We start from the raw sequence: 18,065 nt of genomic DNA on the forward strand, positions 1-18,065 counted from the left end.
GCACAGTTACTCGGCGAAATCACGCCACCGAGTCAGCCGTATCGCGACGGCGAGAAAGACCACTGCCAGGACGCCGAGGGAGAGAAATGCCGGCCAAACGCCATCGGTCGTCCCCACGATCATGAGCCGGCGCAACCCGCGATGGAACTGATAGAGCGGAAGCAATCGGCCGATCGTTTGCAGCGTCTCGGGCATGATATCCATCTCCCAGAAGACGCCCGAGAGGAACATCATCGGGAACGCGACGATCCCGCCCAGGCTGGTCGCTGCGTCAGGGTCCGGCAGCAGACTCCCCAGAGCCATCCCGAGTGCCGAGAAGCCGACGGCCCCGATCAGCAAGAGCGCGATCGAAAGCGGCCCTGGTACGACCGTGACGCCGAACAACACCGCCGCGACGACCAGCATCACCCCCGTCAAGACGAGCGCGAGCAGCGACTGCTGGATGACGTTTGCGAGGATCCAGTCGCGCTTTCGCAACGGCGTCGCGACGAGTCGCTTGAGCGTGCCATCGTCGGTGAAACCCGCGATCATGCTCGGGACAGTCATCACGCCGTTGATCAACACCAGCGTGGCGATGAACGCCGGCAAGTAGTACTCGACGGCACCCAGACCAGCCGAGCCGGTCGTGCCCGTGGTCATCGTGACCGGCGGCTCCTCGACACCGATCGCCTCCTGGTTGAATTCGGCGACGACCTGTGCGAGAATTCCACGGACGACGGGCGCTGATTCGTCGTCAGGCGGCGCGTAGAACTGCACCGTCACGCCGGTCGCGTTGGTCGCATTCGTCCGTTCTCCGGCCGCCGCGAGGCCGCTTTGGATCGACTGTCGCTGGCTGTCGTTCAACTGACCCTGGACCATTGTGACGGTGTCTCTAACGATCACCATTCGGGCGCGCCCGGCCTGATCACGGACGTGCTCGCCAAAGCCATCGGGAATCACCAGGACGCGACGAGCGTCGTCGCTGTCAGTGACGTTTCGGGACGCGTTGACGTGCGTGACTGACAGCGGGTCGACACCCTCGATACTCTCGACGAATTGTGCAGACAGTTCCGTGGGTTCGCCATCGGGACCGAGATCCTGATTCTGCACGGCGATCCCGAACGTGGGCGTGCTGGCCGCGAAGACGCTGCTGAAAATCACCAGCAGGATGATGGGAAACAACACGACGAAGAAGACAGTCTCCCGGGAACGCGACCAGTCTTTCAGGAGCGCGATCAAGAGAGCGACGATTCGCGTCACGACAAATCACCACCCGGCTCCGGCGTCGAACCCGCCAGTCGCAAGAACACGTCCTCCATTCCGGCACTCACCAGATCGATCGCCCGGTCGCCACCCTCTCGATGCAGACGGCTAAAGGTCTCCTGGGCTCGCTCGCGGTCCTCAAAGAGTCCAACCAGGTCGCCCTCATCGGTCCCATACGTGTCGATTGCGTCCGCTGCGAGGATTTCTCCGATTGCGTCGTCAGCAGTCGGTTCGTCTCGGCGACCGTCGGCCCTGACGACCACTTTGATCGCACCGCCGTACCGTTCGATCAGATTCGACACAGTGTCGACAGCCTCGATCGTGCCTTCGAGCAACAGGGCAGCGCGGTCGGCGAGTTGTTCGACTTCCTCCATGTAGTGAGTCGTCAGGACGACCGTTGTCCCGCGATCGGCCAGTGCTTCGATCCGGTCCCAGGTCGCCCGGCGCGCGTCGGGATCGAGCCCAGTTGTGGGTTCATCGAGGAACAACACGGCCGGGTCGCCGACCAGCGCCATCGCGATCCCCGTCCGGCGCTGCAGGCCACCGGAGAGGGTCTCGAATCGGCGATCGGCCCACTCCGCCAGATCGAGTTCGTCGAGGACGGTCTCGACAGCGAGGCTGTCGTCGTACAGTTGACCGATGAGTTCGACGTTCTCCCGGACGGTCAGCCGCTCGAAGGTGTGAAACGACTGTGGGACGACGCCGATGTCGGCTTTGATCGCGCGGGCGTCGGTCCCGACGTCGCGGCCCAGAACCGCGGCCGATCCACCGCTTGGCGTCCGAAGACACTCGAGCATCTCGACCGTCGTCGTCTTGCCCGCGCCGTTCGGACCGACCAGGGCGAAGATTTCCTCCTCGAAGACCTCGAAACTGACGCCGTCGACGGCTGTCGTCTCCCCGTAGGTCTTTTGCAGGTCGGCGACTTCGATCACCGATCCCGACCGTTCGGTCTGCGGTGGTGTCATGGGACGTTTCCCCCATACAATCCTGACATCGTCAATCGAGCGATGATTCAGCGGGCCGGAACTTAAATCCAGACGTGGGAAGTACAGAGAGCGACGCACCGTCCCACCTACCCCCGCTTCGCTGTCGCTCCGCAACACCTAACCACTGCTCGCCCCAGGTTTCGATAATGACCGACTGGACGGAGAAACACCGCCCGTCGACGCTCGCGGAGGTGCGGGGCAACGACAAGGCCCGTGACGCGCTCCGTGAGTGGGCCAAGACCTGGCCCGACCACCGTGAGGCCGTCATCCTCCATGGCTCACCGGGCGTCGGAAAGACCTCCGCGGCACACGCCCTCGCTGCCGACATGGACTGGCCGACCATCGAATTGAACGCCAGCGACGCCCGGACCAAGAGCGTCATCGAGCGGGTCGCTGGCGAGGCGGCCAAAAGTGGGACGCTGAGCGAAGGCGGCGCTGGTCGCCGCGTCCTCATCCTCGACGAGGCGGACAATCTCCATGGCAACGCCGATCGCGGTGGGGCACGGGCGATCACCGGGGTGGTCAACGACGCCAGCCAGCCGATGATACTGATCGCAAACGAGTTCTACGAGATGTCGAACGGGCTCCGAAACGCCTGCCGAGACATCGAATTCCGAGACGTTTCTGCACGCTCGATTGTCCCTGTGCTGCGAGACGTCTGTCGGCAAGAGGACGTGGGATTCGAGGACGACGCCCTCCAGAAAATCGCCGACGCCAACGACGGTGATCTCCGGGGGGCGATCAAGGACCTGCAGGCAGCGGCGGACGGCCGCGAGACAATAACTGCCGAGGACGTCGTCACCGGAGACCGTGACCGGACGACGGGCATCTTCGACTATCTGGATGCCGTCCTCAAGGAATCCGATGCCCAGGAGGCCCTAGAGGGGTCCTACGACGTCGACGAGACGCCCGACGACCTGATTTCCTGGATCGAGGACAACATGCCCAAAGACTACGAGGGTGAAGAACTCGCGGCCGCCTATCGGTCGCTCTCGACGGCGGATCGCTGGCTCGGTCGGGTGCGAGCCACGCAGAATTACTCCTTCTGGCGGTATGCCGCCGACAACATGACGGCCGGTGTGGCGGCTGCCCGCGACGGGACCAAAAGCGGGTGGACGCGCTATGGCCCACCGAGCTACTGGTCGAAACTCGGCCGGACGAAGGGGGCACGGGGGACCCGGGACGACGTGGCGCGAGCGATCGCCCAGGAAAGTGGCGTGAGCATGAGTACGGCACGCCGAAAGATCCTGCCACATCTGGAAGTCATCACGCATCACTGCAAGAACCGCGAGGCGACGGTCGCGATGACCGCAGCCTACGATCTCTCTGCCGAGCATGTCGCCTTCGTCACTGGCAGTGGCGAGGACACGAACAAGGTGCAGTCGATCGTCGAAGACGCCCAACAATTGCGAGCGGAAGCCGCTGTCGAGGGGTCCGAAGGGGCATTCGAACCCGGTCCAGATCAGGGCGATTCACGCGACGAGTCGGAGAACCTAGACACCGGAGCGACAGCCACAGACGGCAGTGATACATCGACGAGCGTCGAGCGTGACGAAGCGAGTGATCCCAGCCAGGGAGAAGATCCCGAAGCAGAGGACGATCAGCAGACTGGACTTGGCGATTTCGTCTAGTCGCCGCCCGGTGACGGGTGCCGTTGCCAGGTACCGATCGCACTGCCTACAAGCGCGGCGAAGACGACGAATCCAGCGAGCAGATAGACGAGGTGGTGAATCGTTGACCCGGCAAGCAGGTGCCGGCCCAGGTAGACCGTCGGCACCAGCGCGACGATAGCCACCACGGGTGCGGACTGGTAGGCGTCCGGGAACGTGCGTCGACCGACGACCACGAGGGTGATCACCGATAGCACCAACACGAGCAGGACTGCGTACTGCAGCGTCTGGAGGACTGGCGTGTAACTACTGATGAACGGCGGCGTCAACAGGACCTGGACGGGAAAGAGCACGAGCGCGAGGACGGCAGCCCCTTTCAGATGGGGCGTCCGGATCGCATCCGCCCAGGACGCGACCAACGCGAAGGCAAAGGCCCCGAAGATCGTAACGGCCGTCCAGAAGTGCGCCGTCAGGATCGGGAACGTGAAGTTGACGACCGTCTGCTGGCCGAGGACGACCTGCAGCGGCGTTAACAACGCCCCGACGAGCAGCGCATTCCGGATCTTCGGTGCCACGTCTCGCCGCCAGGCCTCGAGTGCCGTCCCGACGATGAACAACCCGCCGACACCGGCGACAGCGCGGTGAATCCACTCGAAGAAACTCGGGAACGACTCGGGAAAGAGGTTCAGGATGCCGCCATCACAGACGGGCCATCGGGCCTGACAGGCCAACCCTGCACCATACGATTTTGTCGCCACGCCAAGCAGGATCGTCGCGAAGACGAACGCCGTCGTGACGGCAACGAGAGAGCGAAACCGCCGGTCCATGCGCTTAATTGTGGTCGGCTCCCACTTAGCCTCCCGCATTCCGGCCGATCGGTCAGTCTCCTGTCTGGCCGGCAGGCAATCCTTTTTGGTACTGGCTGACAGGCACTCTCTATGGGCCTCGAAGAGGACGCACTCGAATATCACCGCCGCGATCCGCCCGGGAAGCTAGAGATTGCCACGACGAAACCGACCAACACGCAGCGAGATCTCAGCCTGGCGTACTCGCCAGGTGTCGCCGGCCCTTGCCGGGAAATCGATGCCGATCCGACCGATGCCTTCGAGTACACCTCGAAGGGAAACCTTGTCGCTGTCGTCTCCGATGGCAGCGCCACGCTCGGGCTGGGTGACATCGGACCACTTGCCTCGAAACCAGTCATGGAAGGGAAGGGTGTGTTGTTCAAGCGATTCGCCGACATCGACGTCTTCGATCTGGAAGTCGACGTCGAATCCGCCGAGAAGATGATCGGCGTCGTCGAGGCACTGGAACCAACCTTCGGGGGCGTCAACCTCGAAGACATTGCTGCCCCCGCGTGTTTCCGGGTCGAGGAACACCTCAAGGACTCGCTGTCGATCCCCGTCTTCCACGACGACCAGCACGGGACTGCGATCATCAGCGGGGCGGCACTGCTGAACGCCGCTGATGTCGTCGGGAAAGCCATCGAGGACCTCGAGGTTGTGTTCTCGGGTGCCGGAGCGAGCGCAATCGCCACAGCCCGCTTTTTCGAGTCGCTGGGCGTTCCCACGTCGGGGATCACGATGGTCGACTCCGGTGGGATCGTCACGGAATCAAGGGCAACGGCCGGCGACGTCAACGAGTACAAGGCCGAATTCGCGAGCGATCAGCCGGCCGGCGATCTGGCCGACGCGATGGCCGGGGCAGACGTCTTCGTCGGCCTCTCGATCGGCGGCATCGTCGATCCGGAGATGGTGGCCTCGATGGCCGAAGACCCGATCGTCTTCCCGATGGCCAACCCAGACCCGGAGATCGACTATCCGGCGGCCAAAGAAGCCGGCGAGGGGACCACCATCGTTGCGACTGGCCGATCGGACTACCCCAATCAGGTCAACAACGTCCTCGGATTCCCGTTCATCTTCCGGGGCGCGCTTGATGCACGGGCGAAGACGATCAACGAGGAGATGAAAGTCGCGGCCGCCCAGGCGCTGGCTGCCCTCGCCCGCGAAGACGTCCCGGACGCCGTCGTGAAAGCTTACGGCGGCGAGGCGATCCAGTTCGGCCCTGAGTACGTCATTCCAAAGCCACTCGACCCGCGCGTGCTCTTCGAGGTCGCCCCTGCCGTCGCGCGTGCAGCGATCGAGTCCGGCGCAGCCCGGCAACAGCCGGATCTCGACACCTACGTCGAGGGGCTGGAGGCCCGACTCGGAAAGTCCCGCGAAATGATGCGAGTCGTGCTCAACAAAGCCAAGAGCGATCCCAAGCGCGTCGTCCTCGCGGAGGGCAACGACGACGCGATGATCCGGGCAGCCTACCAACTCGCGGATCGTTCGATCGCCGACCCGGTGTTGGTCGGGGACCGAGAGTGGATCCGATCGAGCGCCGACCGACTCGGGCTCTCGTTCACACCCGAGGTCGTCGACATCGCCGACGAAGACGTCGAGCGCTACGTCGATCGGCTGTACGAGCTCCGCAAGCGAAAGGGCGTGACGCGCCAGGAGGCCCGCGATTTGCTCGCCAATGGCGATTACCTCGCCAGCGTCATGGTCGAGACGGGTGACGCCGACGCCATGCTGACCGGCGCGACGAACCACTATCCCTCGGCCCTCCGACCACCGCTTGAAGTCGTTGGAACGGCACCCGACGCTGCGTACGCCGCGGGCGTGTACATGCTTACGTTCCGCAATCAGGTGCTATTCCTCGCCGACACGACGGTTAATCCTGATCCCGACGCCGAGGTGCTGACGGAGATAACCGGCCACACCGCCGACCTTGCTCGACAGTTCAACGTCGAACCCCGGGCCGCGTTGCTCTCCTACAGTGACTTCGGGAGCGTCGACGACGAACACACGCATGCCCCACGAGAGGCGGCCCGTCGCCTCCGGGCTGACCCGGAAGTGCAGTTCCCTGTCGACGGCGAGATGCAGGCAGATACGGCCGTCGTCAGGGAGATGCTCACCGGGAGCTACGAGTTTGCCGAACTGGACGATCCGGCCAACGTGTTGATCTTCCCGAATCTGGATGCGGGCAACATCGCCTACAAACTCCTCCAGACACTCGGCGGAGCGGGTGCCATCGGCCCGATGCTCGCGGGCATGGATCGACCCGTCCACGTCGTCCAGCGCGGCGACGACGTCGAGGATATCGTGAACCTGGCCGGCGTCGCCGTCGTCGACGCGCAGGCGGAAGAATAGCTGCAGGACTGACGGCCGAGTGCGTGCCCGGGATCAGTCGTCGGCTGGTCGGTCAGACCGCGAAGGTGGCGGCACACGCTGCTCACTGGCCGTTGGCGGTTCCGGACGCAGACATCGGTCCCGCTCGTTGTTGACGTGGGCGTACTCGTCTGGCGCGTTGGCTAGTGGGTGAGCCGGGTTTACGTCCGAGGCGATGCGGGCCGCGCGCAGGGAGTCGAACTCCCGGATCCGCGCTCGGATGCCTCGCCAGTGGTGGCGCGACGCCGGCGGGATCGACAGCGTGTGTGGGGACTCGGCGACGGGGTCCTCGAAGGCGAGCATGGCGGCGTTGACGTTGCCCGCGAGGTCGTCGTGATCGATGAGGACGCCGACCTGGGCTCGATCCGGTGCCCTGGCTGCGAGCACGTCCAGTCCCAGATGGAGGGCTCGATACTCCGCGACGTTGTTGTCCGGCACCACGTCTGGCACCGACAGGCGAGCGACACGCTCGCCATCCCGCGTTTCGATGACGACGCCGAGCCCACCTTCGGATTCGCGAAACGACCCATCGGTTGCGAGATAGAAATCCCGGTGATGGGTCCGTGGCGGGTGGGCGATGTGTGGCGTCGGAGAATCGTCGAACAGGTCACGGAGCGTCGGCCGGCCATATGCGGCCATGTCTACCGTTCGCGGCCGAGCCCTTGTAAATCTTCCTCGGATGTCAACAATTACCAAACATGGGTGCTGCCCAACGGGTGTGACATTCTGGCTAGGGACGAGAGTTCCCATCTCAGCAAACGCCCCCAGGCCAGATCAATACAGAGCCCCTCTCAATGGCCGAGTCGAGACGTTCTTGAGTCCGCCGACCGAAGGAAGTCGGGATGGCAGAAGATCTCTTTTCACCGCTCGAATTGCGGGACGTGAGGACCCCAAACCGCGTGATGGTCTCGCCGATGTGCCAGTATTCGTGTGAGGACCGCGACGGGATCCCGACGGACTGGCACCGGGTCCACCTCGGGAGCCGGGCCGTCGGCGGTGCCGGCATCGTTATGTCAGAAGGAACGGGCGTCGAACCTCGCGGACGGATCTCACCCGAAGACACGGGAATCTGGTCGGCCGAACAGGTTGCAGCCTGGCAACCGATCACCGACTTCATCGCCGAGCAGGGGTCAGTGCCGGCGATCCAGCTCGCCCACGCCGGCCGGAAGGCCTCCAAGAGCCGCCCGTGGGACGGCAGCGAGCCAGTCCAGCCCGAAGCAGGTGGCTGGGAGACGATCGGCCCGAGCGGTCAGTCCTGGCCGTACGACGAGCAAGCCCCGCCACACCAGCGCATGGATCAGGCGACAATCGAAGACGTCATCGATGCGTTCCGGACGGGTGCCGAGAACGCCCTGGAAGCCGGCTTCGAGATCGCCGAGGTGCACGCCGCCCACGGCTACCTGCTCCACGAATTCCTCTCGCCGGTTACCAACAACCGTGACGACGAGTACGGCGGTGACTTCGAGGGACGGACACGACTGCTCCGGGAAGTTGTCACGGCCGTCCGTGACGTTTGGCCGGAAGAAAAACCCGTGTTCGTGCGAATCTCGGCGACGGACTGGCTGTCGGATCGAGACGCCTGGACCCTCGAGCAATCCGTCGAACTGGCAGGTGACCTCGCCGATCTCGGCGTTGATCTGATCGACGTGAGTTCCGGCGGGATCTCACCGGCGTCCCACCCCGACGAGGCCGGCCCTGGCTATCAGGTCGGGTTCGCCGAACGCATCAACGAGGAAACGCCCGAGTCGCTGCGCGTCGGTGCTGTCGGGGCGATTACGACGGCCCAGCAGGCCGATCAACTCGTCGCAAACGGGCGGGCTGACGTCGCGATTGTCGGCCGTGAACACCTCCGGGATCCGTATTTCACGCTGCGGGCTGCCGTGGAACTCGATGCCCTCGATCGCGTTCGCGTGCCACCGCAGTACGAGCGAGCGTTCTGAGGTAGCCTTTTGCCACCGGGGGTCATCATCGCCGGCATGGTCGACCGGATCCTGTTTCCGACAGACGGCAGCGCGGGCGCGATGGCAGTCCTCGAACACGCCCTCGACGTGGCGAACGATCACGACGCAAGCGTCCATCTGTTGACGGTCGACGAATCGGGATCCGATCCTGAGGAACTGTTGGCACTCGCCGGTGATCGCGTTCGCGAGCGAGGACTCGAACCTGAATCAGTTCGACGAGAGGGGGAGGTCTACCAGGAAATCCTCGCGTACGCAGAAGAGGCGAACGTCGATGCGATCGTCATACCGACCCACGGGCGATCAGGACTCGAACGCCTACTGCTCGGTAGCGTCACGGCCCGGATCATGCGCCTCGCAGACATCCCAGTGCTCACAGCGACGCCGGATGCGGAACTGCGCTATCCGTATCGTCGGGTTCTCGTCCCGACCGACGGGAGCCGGGCAGCCCAAGCAGCGGTCGAGGTGGGGGCGACACTGGCTCGCGTCGCGAACGTCCCGATTGCCGCGCTGTCGGTCGTCGAACGGACGCGATCTGACGCCAACGTTCGTTCGACCACTAGCCGCGAGCACATGGAAGATCGCGCACGAACAGCCGTCAGAGAAGCGACGGAGACGGCCCGATCGGTTGGCGTCTCGGACATCTCGACAGCCGTCGTAACCGGCCGGTCGATCCCCGAGACGATTCGGTCGTACGTCGCGGACCAGCACATTGATCTAGTCGTGCTTGGCACCCACGGTCGGACCGGATTGGATCGATATCTCTTCGGAAGTACCACAGAGACACTGGTCCGAACAGCGACGGTTCCAGTGATGACTGTTCGTCCCCCGGACAAGTGGCGTGATTGAGCTACCCACGACTGAAGTCGTGGGATTCAGCGTGGACTCCCGTTCTGGCCTCTGACGAGGCAGGAGAATAGCCTCCGTTCACGTTCAGCGTCCCGCTGTCCACGTCGAGCGAAACGGGGACGATCCGCCGCACTTCCATATGGCATCTGTAGCACTAGTATTTGTTCAACGCTGGAGAGTCGGCCTGCTCCAAGACCATGGGTAGTGACGGATTCATCCCACAGCTAAAGCTGTGGGTTTGCTCCTGAATTTCGGATGATCGGTTCGACAATGTCGACGCCCGCATCAAGTAGCGCGTCGACCCGGTCGGCGCTGTCGGCCTCAGCGTAAATCCGGAGTTTCGGTTCCGTGCCGCTGGGACGAGCGAGCAACCAGGAGCCGTCTTCCAGAAGGATCTTGAACCCGTCGGCGTCGTTGACTGTCTCGACGGTGACACCGGCGACTGTCTCGGGCAACGCCTGCTCAATCTCGCCGACGACTCGGTCTTTCTCCGAATCCGGACAGTCCAGATTTCGGCGATCCTGGTGGATCTCACCGTATTCCGCGAGGAGCGTATCGATCCGCTCATCGAGCGATCGGTCGGCGGTCGCCACCGACGCGAGCAACGCCATGAGGACGCCGTCTTTCTCGCGGACGTGGCCACGGATCGAGAACCCGCCGCTTTCCTCGCCGCCCATCAAGGCATCGCGCTCTTCCATCGCCTGGGCGATCCACTTGAATCCAACTGGGACCTCCGCGACGGTCTGGCCGTGGGCCTCGGCGATGCGGTCGATGAGGAACGTGGTCGAAACGGTCCGGACCGCTGGGCCGTCGTCGTCTTCGAGCATGTAGTCGTACAAGCCGGCAAAGAACAGGTTTTCGTCGAGGAAGCCACGCGCTGGCGTGACGACGGCGATCCGGTCGGCGTCGCCGTCGTTGGCCACGCCCAGGTCGGCGTCGTGCTCACGGACGGCCGCGACCAGTTCTTCGAGGTTCTCCGCCGAGGGTTCCGGCGGGGTCCCGCCAAAGTCCGGGTCGCGCTCACAGCGGCGGCGGTGGACGGTCGCCCCCCCGCGTTCGAGCAACTCGTCGGTGACGCCCCGGCCGCTGCCGTGCATAGCATCGTAGACAACCGTAAGATCGGATAGATCCGGCTCCAGCAAGTCTAGGGCGTGCTCGTAATAGGTCTCGGTGAAGTCTACCTCCTTGATGTCGCCGTGTTCGGCCCCAGGTAATGGGTCGGGCTCGCGCAGTCGTGCTTCGAGTCCCTCGGTCACCTCGGGCAGCGCGGGCGAGCCGTTCTCGGGGATGTACTTTACGCCGTTGTATTCTGGCGGGTTGTGCGAGGCCGTAATGACCATCGCGCCGGCCAGATCGCGGTCGACGATCGTCCAGGCGGTGACCGGTGTCGGGCAGTCCCGCTCGGCGACGAGGACGTCGAACCCGTTCGCCGCGAGAACCTCGGCAACATCCTCGGCGAATCCCGGTGAGGATTCGCGAGCATCGTATCCGACTGCCACGGTGTCGCCTGCGCGGTCTGCCTCCTCGCGGAGGTAGTCGGCGACGGCCTGTGCCACCATCTTGATCCGGGGCGTCGTGAACGTATCGAGGGTGTCTCGCCACCCATCGGTTCCGAACTCGATCGGCGTATCCATGTGTGTCCCTGCCGATTGAACGCTAAAAAACGCGCCGATCCGTCGCGCCCGCGTTCGATCGATTCGATCGGATTTCCTCAGCCGATCAGGTGTTGGTCTGGCCGCCGTCGACGACGAGGGACTCGCCGTTGACGTAGTCGCTCATGTCACTGGCGAGGAAGAGTGCGGCATTCCCAATGTCGTCCGGTTGCCCAAAGCGCCGGAGTGGCACCTGCTGTCGGAACGCCTCTTCGCCCTCACCGCCGATGATCGGCACGTCGTCAGTCACCATCTCGGTCTCGATCACGCCCGGGTGGATGGCGTTGACGCGGACTCCCTCCGGACCGTATTTATCAGCGAGTGAGTAGGTCATGAGTCGTACAGCACCCTTCGAGGCACAGTACGTGACGAAATCGCCTGATCCTTCCAGTCCGGCCACACTGGAGAGGTTGATCAGGCTGCCGCCGCCGGTCTCGACCATCTGCTCGATGGCGACCTGGGCGCCAAAGAAGGTGCCCTTGACGTTGATATCCATCAACTGATCGTATTCGTCTTCAGTGACCTCGGTGAACTCCTCGCCACGGAAGATCCCGGCGTTGTTGACCCACACGTCAATCCCTCCGAGTTCCGTGGCTGCGTCGGCGACAGCTTCCAGATCCGCTTTTTCCGAGACGTCACACTCGACGTACGTCGCTTCGACGCCGTATTCCTCGGCAACCATTTCGTGGGTCGGATTCCCGCCCTGGCGGGGCGCTTCCTGGATATCTGCGTTGACGATTGACGCTCCCTCCGAAGCGAACGTCTCGCAAATGTTTCGGCCGATACCACTCGAGCCACCAGTTACAACAGCAACGTCGTTTTCGAGCAAAGACATGATACGTCGATATGATCGAAGTTCGAGGGTAACAAATACTTTTGGGGTATTGTGGCACCAAGAGCCACGGTACCGGCAGCTTTTGTCGCCATAGTGAAAATATAACGAACGTTTATCTAATTCACCGCTCCCAGGCTGAATATCCACCGTTTATGCTGTCCCATCATTGTCGGCAAGCCGGTCGACTTCTTGGTCGGCTTTCCACTCGCCGAGTTCCCGGGGATCGACGTGGACGAATGCCTCGTCAACCTGATCGAGATCTTCGACTGTCTTGACGACGGCCGTTTCGATATCGTGGGCCTCTCGAAGCGTGCGATCGCCCTCGACTTCGATGTGGAGGCTAACGTCTATCTCGGGGCCGACGTAGTGAGCAATCACGTCGTGAGCACCCTCGACGTCCGAATGTTCGAGCGCTCGCTGAACGATCTCGCCCCGCAATTCCTCCGGCGGGGCCGCCCCAACGAGGTAATTGATATTATCTCGGACGACTTCGACGCCCGTGTGGACGATGCCGATTGCGACGATCATCGCCGCGAGCGGGTCCAAAACTGGGGCACCCAGTCCCGCCCCGACGACGCCGGCGAGTGCGGCCCCAGCCGTCCAGACATCATTGCGGTTGTCCAGTGCGGTTGCGACGAGCGCGGGGGATTGCCACTCCCGGCCGACTGCCAGGCAATAGCGGTAGAGCCCCAGCTTCGCCAGCACTGAGACCAGAAGGACGGCGATTGCCAACGGACTCTGTACCGGGTCGATCGGTCCACCGAGCAACGCCGTGCCGGATTGATAAAAGACTACAGCTGCCGCAATGAAAATGCCAACTGCGACGAACAACGAGACAAACGGTTCGATCCGTTCGTGGCCGTGAGGGTGCTCGAAGTCCGGGGGGCGCGTCGTCAGATATAGTCCTGCCAAAATCACCATCGAGTAGACGGTGTCTGCTAAGCTGTTGACGGCCTCAGATTCGAGCGCCAGACTGCCCGTCTGGAGGGCAACGGCTCCCTTGGCGATAAACAGTGCCAGGTTCGCGACGAACAGCAACAGACCCACCCGACGAAGCGTGTGGCGGCGACTCATCGGTTTCTCGTTGCGGACCGCCAGTAATGGACCTTCCTGTTTGGCTTGACTGCAGGCTTTCCTCAGTATTCGGGCCTTCTTAAAATTGTACGGCTGTGTCGTCACTGACGGCGGTGGCCCCGTCTTGAGCAGCGAATGCCTCGTGGAGCCGATTGTACGTCTCGGCGATGGCCTCGACGATTACTTTCGTTTCCGAGATGACCGCCATGAAGTTACTGTCGCCCGCCCAACGCGGGACCACGTGCGTGTGGAGGTGATCGCCAATTGACCCACCGGCCGCACTCCCGCCGAGATTCAAGCCGACATTGAAGCCATCCGGGTCCAGACCCGTTTCCATCGCGGCAATTGTCCGCTGTTTGAGGTGTGCGTGATCGAGCAACTCCGCGTCACGCAGGTCGCCGTACGCCCCCGTATGGGTTCGCGGGATGACCATTGCGTGGCCAGGATTGTAGGGGTAGTTATTGAGAAGGACGTAGGCGTGTTCGTTCTCGGCGAGGAGGTACGCCTCGCGGTCTGTGTCCCGTTCGGGGAGTTCACAGAAAACACAGTCGTCGATGTCCGGGTTCTTCTCGTCCCGTTCGACCCACTCGATGCGCCACGGCGCGAACACCTGATCCATATGTGCACACGTTGCTTGGGAAGTTAATCGGTTCCGCTCTGTCGGAGGTCCCCCTTCCACTATGTATTTCTTTCGGCCGTTTGGCCCAAAACGGGCCACTTCACAAGCCGCATGCCGGTGATGAACTGTCTCTGTGGCATTTCTCGGTTTCTCGACGCAATTGGACTCCCGTCCTGCGGTGAACGGTCCGAACGGACTGCCTTTCTTATGCTCCGTCATGCCAACCTGAGAAATAGGATGGCCAGCACAGACCAGGCGACGGATACGATGATGGAGCATTGCCCGGCCTGTGGGACCGACCAACCACACGCGGTGTCACTCGCGCTCGTGACCGAGAGCGACGACCAGACGAACGCCGCGTTCTCACGCGAACCGTATCGCGTGAGAGAGTGTCGGGCCTGTGGTCGAGAAACGAGACGTCGCATGAACGACGCCTGAGGCCATCCTAGAAAAACCGAGACGCGACTCGCTGGCACTGAATCGCTCCTGTCACCCCACTCACTCCGATCCTATCATATCGAATTACATTTCACTGACAAAGGAACACCGCAAAATCGGGGTGTTCGGTGTTCTGGCTCGACACGTATCGTTCGAAGCCAGGGGTGGGATTTGAACCCACGAATTCTCGATTACAAGTCGAGTGCTTGCACCGCCCAAGCTCCCCTGGCACAAGCGGTGATTATTCGTCCCCCTTTGAGTGGGTATCGCTTTCGATCGACTTTTCGACGCTCATCCGGTGGGGGTTGTACCCACGGTCGCGATAGAACGCTCGGGCACCGTCATTGGGTGCGAGCACGTCGAGTGCGATCACGTCGACTCCCTCGTCGCCTAATGCCGTTTCTGCGGCGTCGAGCAATGTCGTGCCGATCCCTTCGCGTCGACGATCAGGGACGACGTAGAGGTTCTCGATCAGCCCACGGGACACTGTCCGACGAAGCGAGCTCGAATCGACCGTGAACATAACGAACCCGAGCAATCGATCGCTCTCGCGGACGACCCTGAGACGACCACTGATGGTGTGGCGGTTGATCGCCGAGCGGATCTGTCCGCGGTTGGTCTCGGCTTCTAGATGCGAGCCGTACGCCCGCTGATCGGCTGCGAGGGAGACCCACATGTCCGCGAGCTCGTCAGCGGCGTCCATTGTGGGCGATTCGACGTACACGACCCGGGGTTGGGGCCTCGCCAGTAAGGGGATTGCGCTCCTCAGATATCCCGGCAGTCGCTACAAAGCAACTGCCCGTTGAACGAGGCGAGATCGCTGGTCAGTGCGCCACACCGCTCACAGATCCCTTGGTTTGAATATCGCTCGTCAGTGTCGGGATTTTGGCCGGTCCGTGCCGGTTCAATGTTCTCGGTCCGTTGGTCGTCCGGATCGCGACCCAGTGCGACGGCTCTGACGAGATCCGCCTCGGTTACAACGCCGATGACGTCGTCGCGTTCGTCCGTGACGACAAGCACCGACTCGTCGCTGGAGACGAGTCGATCCGCCGCTGTCGAGATAGGCTGTTCCGCCCCAACACGTTCGACCTCAGAAACCATCGCGTCACCGACTGTCTCGACGTCACCGTCTTCGAGGACGTGATCGAGTACGCCGTCGACTTCGAGCATCCCGACAGGTTCGTTCCCCCGTAACACGACTGCCCCATCGACTCCTTCATCCCGAAGGAGTTGGCCCGCGTCGAGGACATCGTCGGATTCGCTGACGCCGACGTAGTCCCGCGTCATCACCTCCCTGATCGTGCTCTCGACGCTCATACATCTCCATTGGCTACGTTCGCTCTAAAAGATACTCCCACCACGTTTATGCACGCGGACGTGTTATGTTCACGATTGTCACGCCGATTCACGTTCGAGCGGCCAGTAGCCCGCCTCGCGCATCGCATCGCCGACAGCGGTGTGAAATTCGGGGAACGTCTCGAAGCTGTCCGCCTCAACGTGTTCGAAGATGTCCGACACGCTGACGACGGTCTCCTCGTCGATACGAATCGGGTGGTCTCCGTACTCGTCACGGAACGCTGTCGCTGCGACCGGAAAATCGTCGGCGTCGAGTTTCTTCGCCAGGATCGCCTGTCCGTACTTGCGGCGACCCTCGCTCCCTTCCTCGCCGTCTGGGTCGTGGGGCCAGTCCATACCGTACCTGTGGCGCTCGCCGGCAAAAAGGTATCCCAGCCAGCAGCCCCGACTGGTTGCGGTCAATTTGCAGATCACACCAAGTATTAAATGTGAGTTGTGCCACCGTTTATACAGTTGCTCGAGCCGTTTTCCCGGCATTGCCGGGCCGGTTCGAGGTGATACAATGCCTGAGGACAACGGAAACGACGGCGACAGAACCGATCGCGGGGGCGACGGGTCTGCGGGTGGCGACCCGTCGAATTCCCCGGACGAGCACGGTCAACACGGTGGACAGCCCCGCGAACAACCCGATCCGAATGGGCACGGGCAGGGTCGGCCTGGAGAGCAACCGGGCCAGGGTCAGCCCCAGGGCCAACCGCCGCGTGACCAGCCCCAAGGCCAGCCTCGCCAGGGCCAACCGCCCCAGGAGTCTCACGGGCAGAGACAGCCACACCAGGGTCGGCCCCAGGGCCAGGGAGGCCAGCCACAGGGTGGTCGCAACCCACAGAACCAGCCGTCTCAGAGCCAGCCTGGACAAGGGCGGGATCCACGGAACCAGCCACAGGGCGGGAACCCACAGCAGGGTGGACAACCACGCCAGGGCGGCCAGCCGCAAGGCGGACGACAACCCCAGAGTGGACAACCACAACAAGGTGGCCAGCCACAGGGCGGGCGACAACCACAGCAGGGAGGCCAGCCACAGCAGGGAGGCCAACCGCGCCAGAATCAGCCCCAGGGCCAACGGCGAGGCCAGCCCCAGCAGGGGCAACGAGGGCCACCGCCTGGGCGGGGTGGCCAACCCGGGGGACCACCCCAGGGTGGCGGCGGGTCCTGGCTGCCGAGTGGCTTTCAATGGACTCCGCTGACGATTCTCGCCATCCTCGTCATCGTCGGTGGCGCGGCTGCGGCCGGCGTGTTCGTCGCGACTGGTGGCGACGTCCCGTTCCTCAGCGACGGCGCTGGGAGTGACGGGGCAGCCCTCGACACCGTTCCCGAGGACGTCGACATGGTGATGTACATGGATTCGGGCATCGTTGACGATCAGACGACGGAGACGATGGTCGACGGGGCACTAGAGATGAGTGCCCAGAACCAGTTCTATGCTGGCCCGACCTCTTACAGTGACATGTTAGAGCAGGTCAGAAGTCAGTCACCGCTCGATATCGATGCCTTCGATTCGGCGACTGTGTTTGCCCGCTATCCCGGGACTGGCGGCAGTTCAGCGGAGTACGCCGGCGCTATCGTCAAGTCCGATTGGTCCGAGGCTGACCTCATCGAGACGATCGAAGATACCGCCGGCTCGGGCGCACTCGAAGAACGCAGCTACGCTGGCACGACCGTTTACGTCCAATCTCAGGGCTTCGGTCCCGACAGCTGGATCGCCGCGATGGGTGACGGGACGTTCGTGATCGGGTACGAACAGACGGTCAAAGACGTGATCGACGTCGAGAACGGCGACGCCGAGGCCTTCAGCGGCGAACTCCGCCAGTCCTTCGAGAACTTGCGTGACGGGTACGTCAAGGTCTCCAGTACGATGCCGGATCAAGCGGCCCAGCAGGCCAATCAGATGCCCAACGGGGCCCAGATCGTCCAGAACGTCGAAACGATGTCGGGCGTCTACTACACGAGCGGGAGTGACGTCGGGATGGAAATGCAGGTCACGGCCACCGACCAGCGTAGCGCCGAGACTGTCAAAGAGTCCGTCGATGGCTTACTGTCCTTGGCGACAGTCGGCTCCCAGAGCAGTGCAGTGTCGGATCTGATCGACGAACTGGAGGTCTCTCAAGATCAGCGTCGCGTGACGATGTCGTTCCAGTATCCTGCCAGCGATCTCGTCGACCTCATGCAGCGACTCTCTCAGAGTGGCAGCCTGATGGGCTGATCGACTCCGATAGCTTCATCGGTGGCTCCCTCGA

Annotated in this window: 17 protein-coding genes and 1 tRNA gene; 6 read left to right on the forward strand and 12 right to left on the reverse strand. The window is 62.9% G+C overall.

Annotated elements, in window-relative coordinates; genetic code table 11:
• Positions 1-6: 6 nt before the first annotated feature.
• Positions 7-1,239 carry an ABC transporter permease gene (locus HZR20_RS10250; protein ID WP_181686499.1) on the reverse strand — a complete coding sequence of 411 codons (1,233 nt, stop codon included), beginning with the start codon at positions 1,237-1,239 and terminating at the stop codon, positions 7-9.
• A complete protein-coding gene (locus HZR20_RS10255; protein WP_181686500.1) occupies positions 1,236-2,207 on the reverse strand; it encodes an ABC transporter ATP-binding protein in 972 nt (323 codons plus the stop codon). The genes HZR20_RS10250 and HZR20_RS10255 overlap by 4 nt, the downstream gene beginning before the upstream one ends.
• Positions 2,208-2,374: 167 nt before the next feature.
• Between HZR20_RS10255 and HZR20_RS10260 the strand changes: the two genes are divergently transcribed.
• Complete coding sequence (locus tag HZR20_RS10260; protein WP_181686501.1) at positions 2,375-3,859, forward strand: replication factor C large subunit; 1,485 nt, start codon at positions 2,375-2,377, stop codon at positions 3,857-3,859.
• Here HZR20_RS10260 and HZR20_RS10265 read toward each other — a convergent pair.
• Positions 3,856-4,665: a COX15/CtaA family protein gene (locus HZR20_RS10265; protein ID WP_181686502.1), complete on the reverse strand. Its 810-nt coding sequence runs from the start codon at positions 4,663-4,665 to the stop codon at positions 3,856-3,858. The two genes, HZR20_RS10260 and HZR20_RS10265, sit on opposite strands and share 4 nt — an antisense overlap.
• A 111-nt stretch (positions 4,666-4,776) precedes the next feature.
• Between HZR20_RS10265 and HZR20_RS10270 the strand changes: the two genes are divergently transcribed.
• Positions 4,777-7,032 (forward strand): NADP-dependent malic enzyme, encoded by a 2,256-nt coding sequence (locus HZR20_RS10270; RefSeq protein ID WP_181686503.1) that lies wholly within the window; start codon positions 4,777-4,779, stop codon positions 7,030-7,032.
• A 33-nt stretch (positions 7,033-7,065) separates the two neighbouring features.
• Here HZR20_RS10270 and HZR20_RS10275 read toward each other — a convergent pair whose 3' ends face one another.
• The gene (locus HZR20_RS10275; protein WP_181686504.1) at positions 7,066-7,689 is read right to left on the reverse strand and encodes a ribonuclease H; all 624 of its coding nucleotides are present in this window, start codon (positions 7,687-7,689) and stop codon (positions 7,066-7,068) included.
• Positions 7,690-7,892: 203 nt separating this feature from the next.
• On the opposite strand from HZR20_RS10275, the gene HZR20_RS10280 reads away from it, so the two are divergent.
• Together HZR20_RS10280 and HZR20_RS10285 are read left to right on the forward strand one after the other, a co-directional pair.
• Positions 7,893-8,990, forward strand: coding sequence for an NADH:flavin oxidoreductase/NADH oxidase (locus HZR20_RS10280; RefSeq protein WP_181686505.1), 1,098 nt, complete (start codon positions 7,893-7,895; stop codon positions 8,988-8,990).
• 36 nt (positions 8,991-9,026) lie between these two features.
• A complete protein-coding gene (locus tag HZR20_RS10285) occupies positions 9,027-9,857 on the forward strand; it encodes a universal stress protein (RefSeq protein ID WP_181686506.1) in 831 nt (276 codons plus the stop codon).
• Positions 9,858-10,081: 224 nt separating this feature from the next.
• Here the strand turns inward: HZR20_RS10285 and HZR20_RS10290 are convergent, their stop codons facing one another.
• The 4 genes from HZR20_RS10290 to HZR20_RS10305 form a co-directional block, all read right to left on the reverse strand.
• Positions 10,082-11,491: a phosphoglucomutase/phosphomannomutase family protein gene (locus HZR20_RS10290; protein WP_181686507.1), complete on the reverse strand. Its 1,410-nt coding sequence runs from the start codon at positions 11,489-11,491 to the stop codon at positions 10,082-10,084.
• A gap of 85 nt (positions 11,492-11,576) precedes the next feature.
• The gene (locus tag HZR20_RS10295; protein WP_181686508.1) at positions 11,577-12,344 is read right to left on the reverse strand and encodes an SDR family oxidoreductase; all 768 of its coding nucleotides are present in this window, start codon (positions 12,342-12,344) and stop codon (positions 11,577-11,579) included.
• A gap of 150 nt (positions 12,345-12,494) precedes the next feature.
• Positions 12,495-13,418 carry a cation diffusion facilitator family transporter gene (locus HZR20_RS10300; RefSeq protein ID WP_181686509.1) on the reverse strand — a complete coding sequence of 308 codons (924 nt, stop codon included), beginning with the start codon at positions 13,416-13,418 and terminating at the stop codon, positions 12,495-12,497.
• Positions 13,419-13,497: 79 nt separating this feature from the next.
• Positions 13,498-14,037 carry an HIT family protein gene (locus HZR20_RS10305; RefSeq protein ID WP_181686510.1) on the reverse strand — a complete coding sequence of 180 codons (540 nt, stop codon included), beginning with the start codon at positions 14,035-14,037 and terminating at the stop codon, positions 13,498-13,500.
• Positions 14,038-14,274: 237 nt separating this feature from the next.
• Here HZR20_RS10305 and HZR20_RS10310 point away from each other — a divergent pair, with 237 nt between their 5' ends.
• The gene (locus HZR20_RS10310; protein WP_181686511.1) at positions 14,275-14,475 is read left to right on the forward strand and encodes a DUF7835 family putative zinc beta-ribbon protein; all 201 of its coding nucleotides are present in this window, start codon (positions 14,275-14,277) and stop codon (positions 14,473-14,475) included.
• A 156-nt stretch (positions 14,476-14,631) separates the two neighbouring features.
• Here HZR20_RS10310 and HZR20_RS10315 read toward each other — a convergent pair.
• From HZR20_RS10315 to HZR20_RS10330, 4 genes are all read right to left on the reverse strand, one after another.
• A tRNA-Thr gene (locus HZR20_RS10315) sits at positions 14,632-14,705 on the reverse strand.
• 11 nt (positions 14,706-14,716) lie between these two features.
• Positions 14,717-15,178 (reverse strand): GNAT family N-acetyltransferase, encoded by a 462-nt coding sequence (locus tag HZR20_RS10320; RefSeq protein ID WP_181686512.1) that lies wholly within the window; start codon positions 15,176-15,178, stop codon positions 14,717-14,719.
• Between the two features lie 62 nt (positions 15,179-15,240).
• On the reverse strand, positions 15,241-15,792 hold the full coding sequence (locus HZR20_RS10325) for a CBS domain-containing protein (protein ID WP_181686513.1): 552 nt from the start codon (positions 15,790-15,792) through the stop codon (positions 15,241-15,243).
• A 78-nt stretch (positions 15,793-15,870) separates the two neighbouring features.
• Positions 15,871-16,167, reverse strand: a complete 297-nt coding sequence (locus HZR20_RS10330; protein ID WP_181686514.1) for a DUF5785 family protein — start codon at positions 16,165-16,167, stop codon at positions 15,871-15,873.
• Between the two features lie 166 nt (positions 16,168-16,333).
• Here HZR20_RS10330 and HZR20_RS10335 point away from each other — a divergent pair, with 166 nt between their 5' ends.
• Positions 16,334-18,031, forward strand: coding sequence for a hypothetical protein (locus HZR20_RS10335; protein WP_181686515.1), 1,698 nt, complete (start codon positions 16,334-16,336; stop codon positions 18,029-18,031).
• Positions 18,032-18,065 lie beyond the last annotated feature (34 nt).

The organism is Halorhabdus salina, assembly GCF_013839425.1.
Lineage (GTDB): Archaea > Halobacteriota > Halobacteria > Halobacteriales > Haloarculaceae > Halorhabdus > Halorhabdus salina.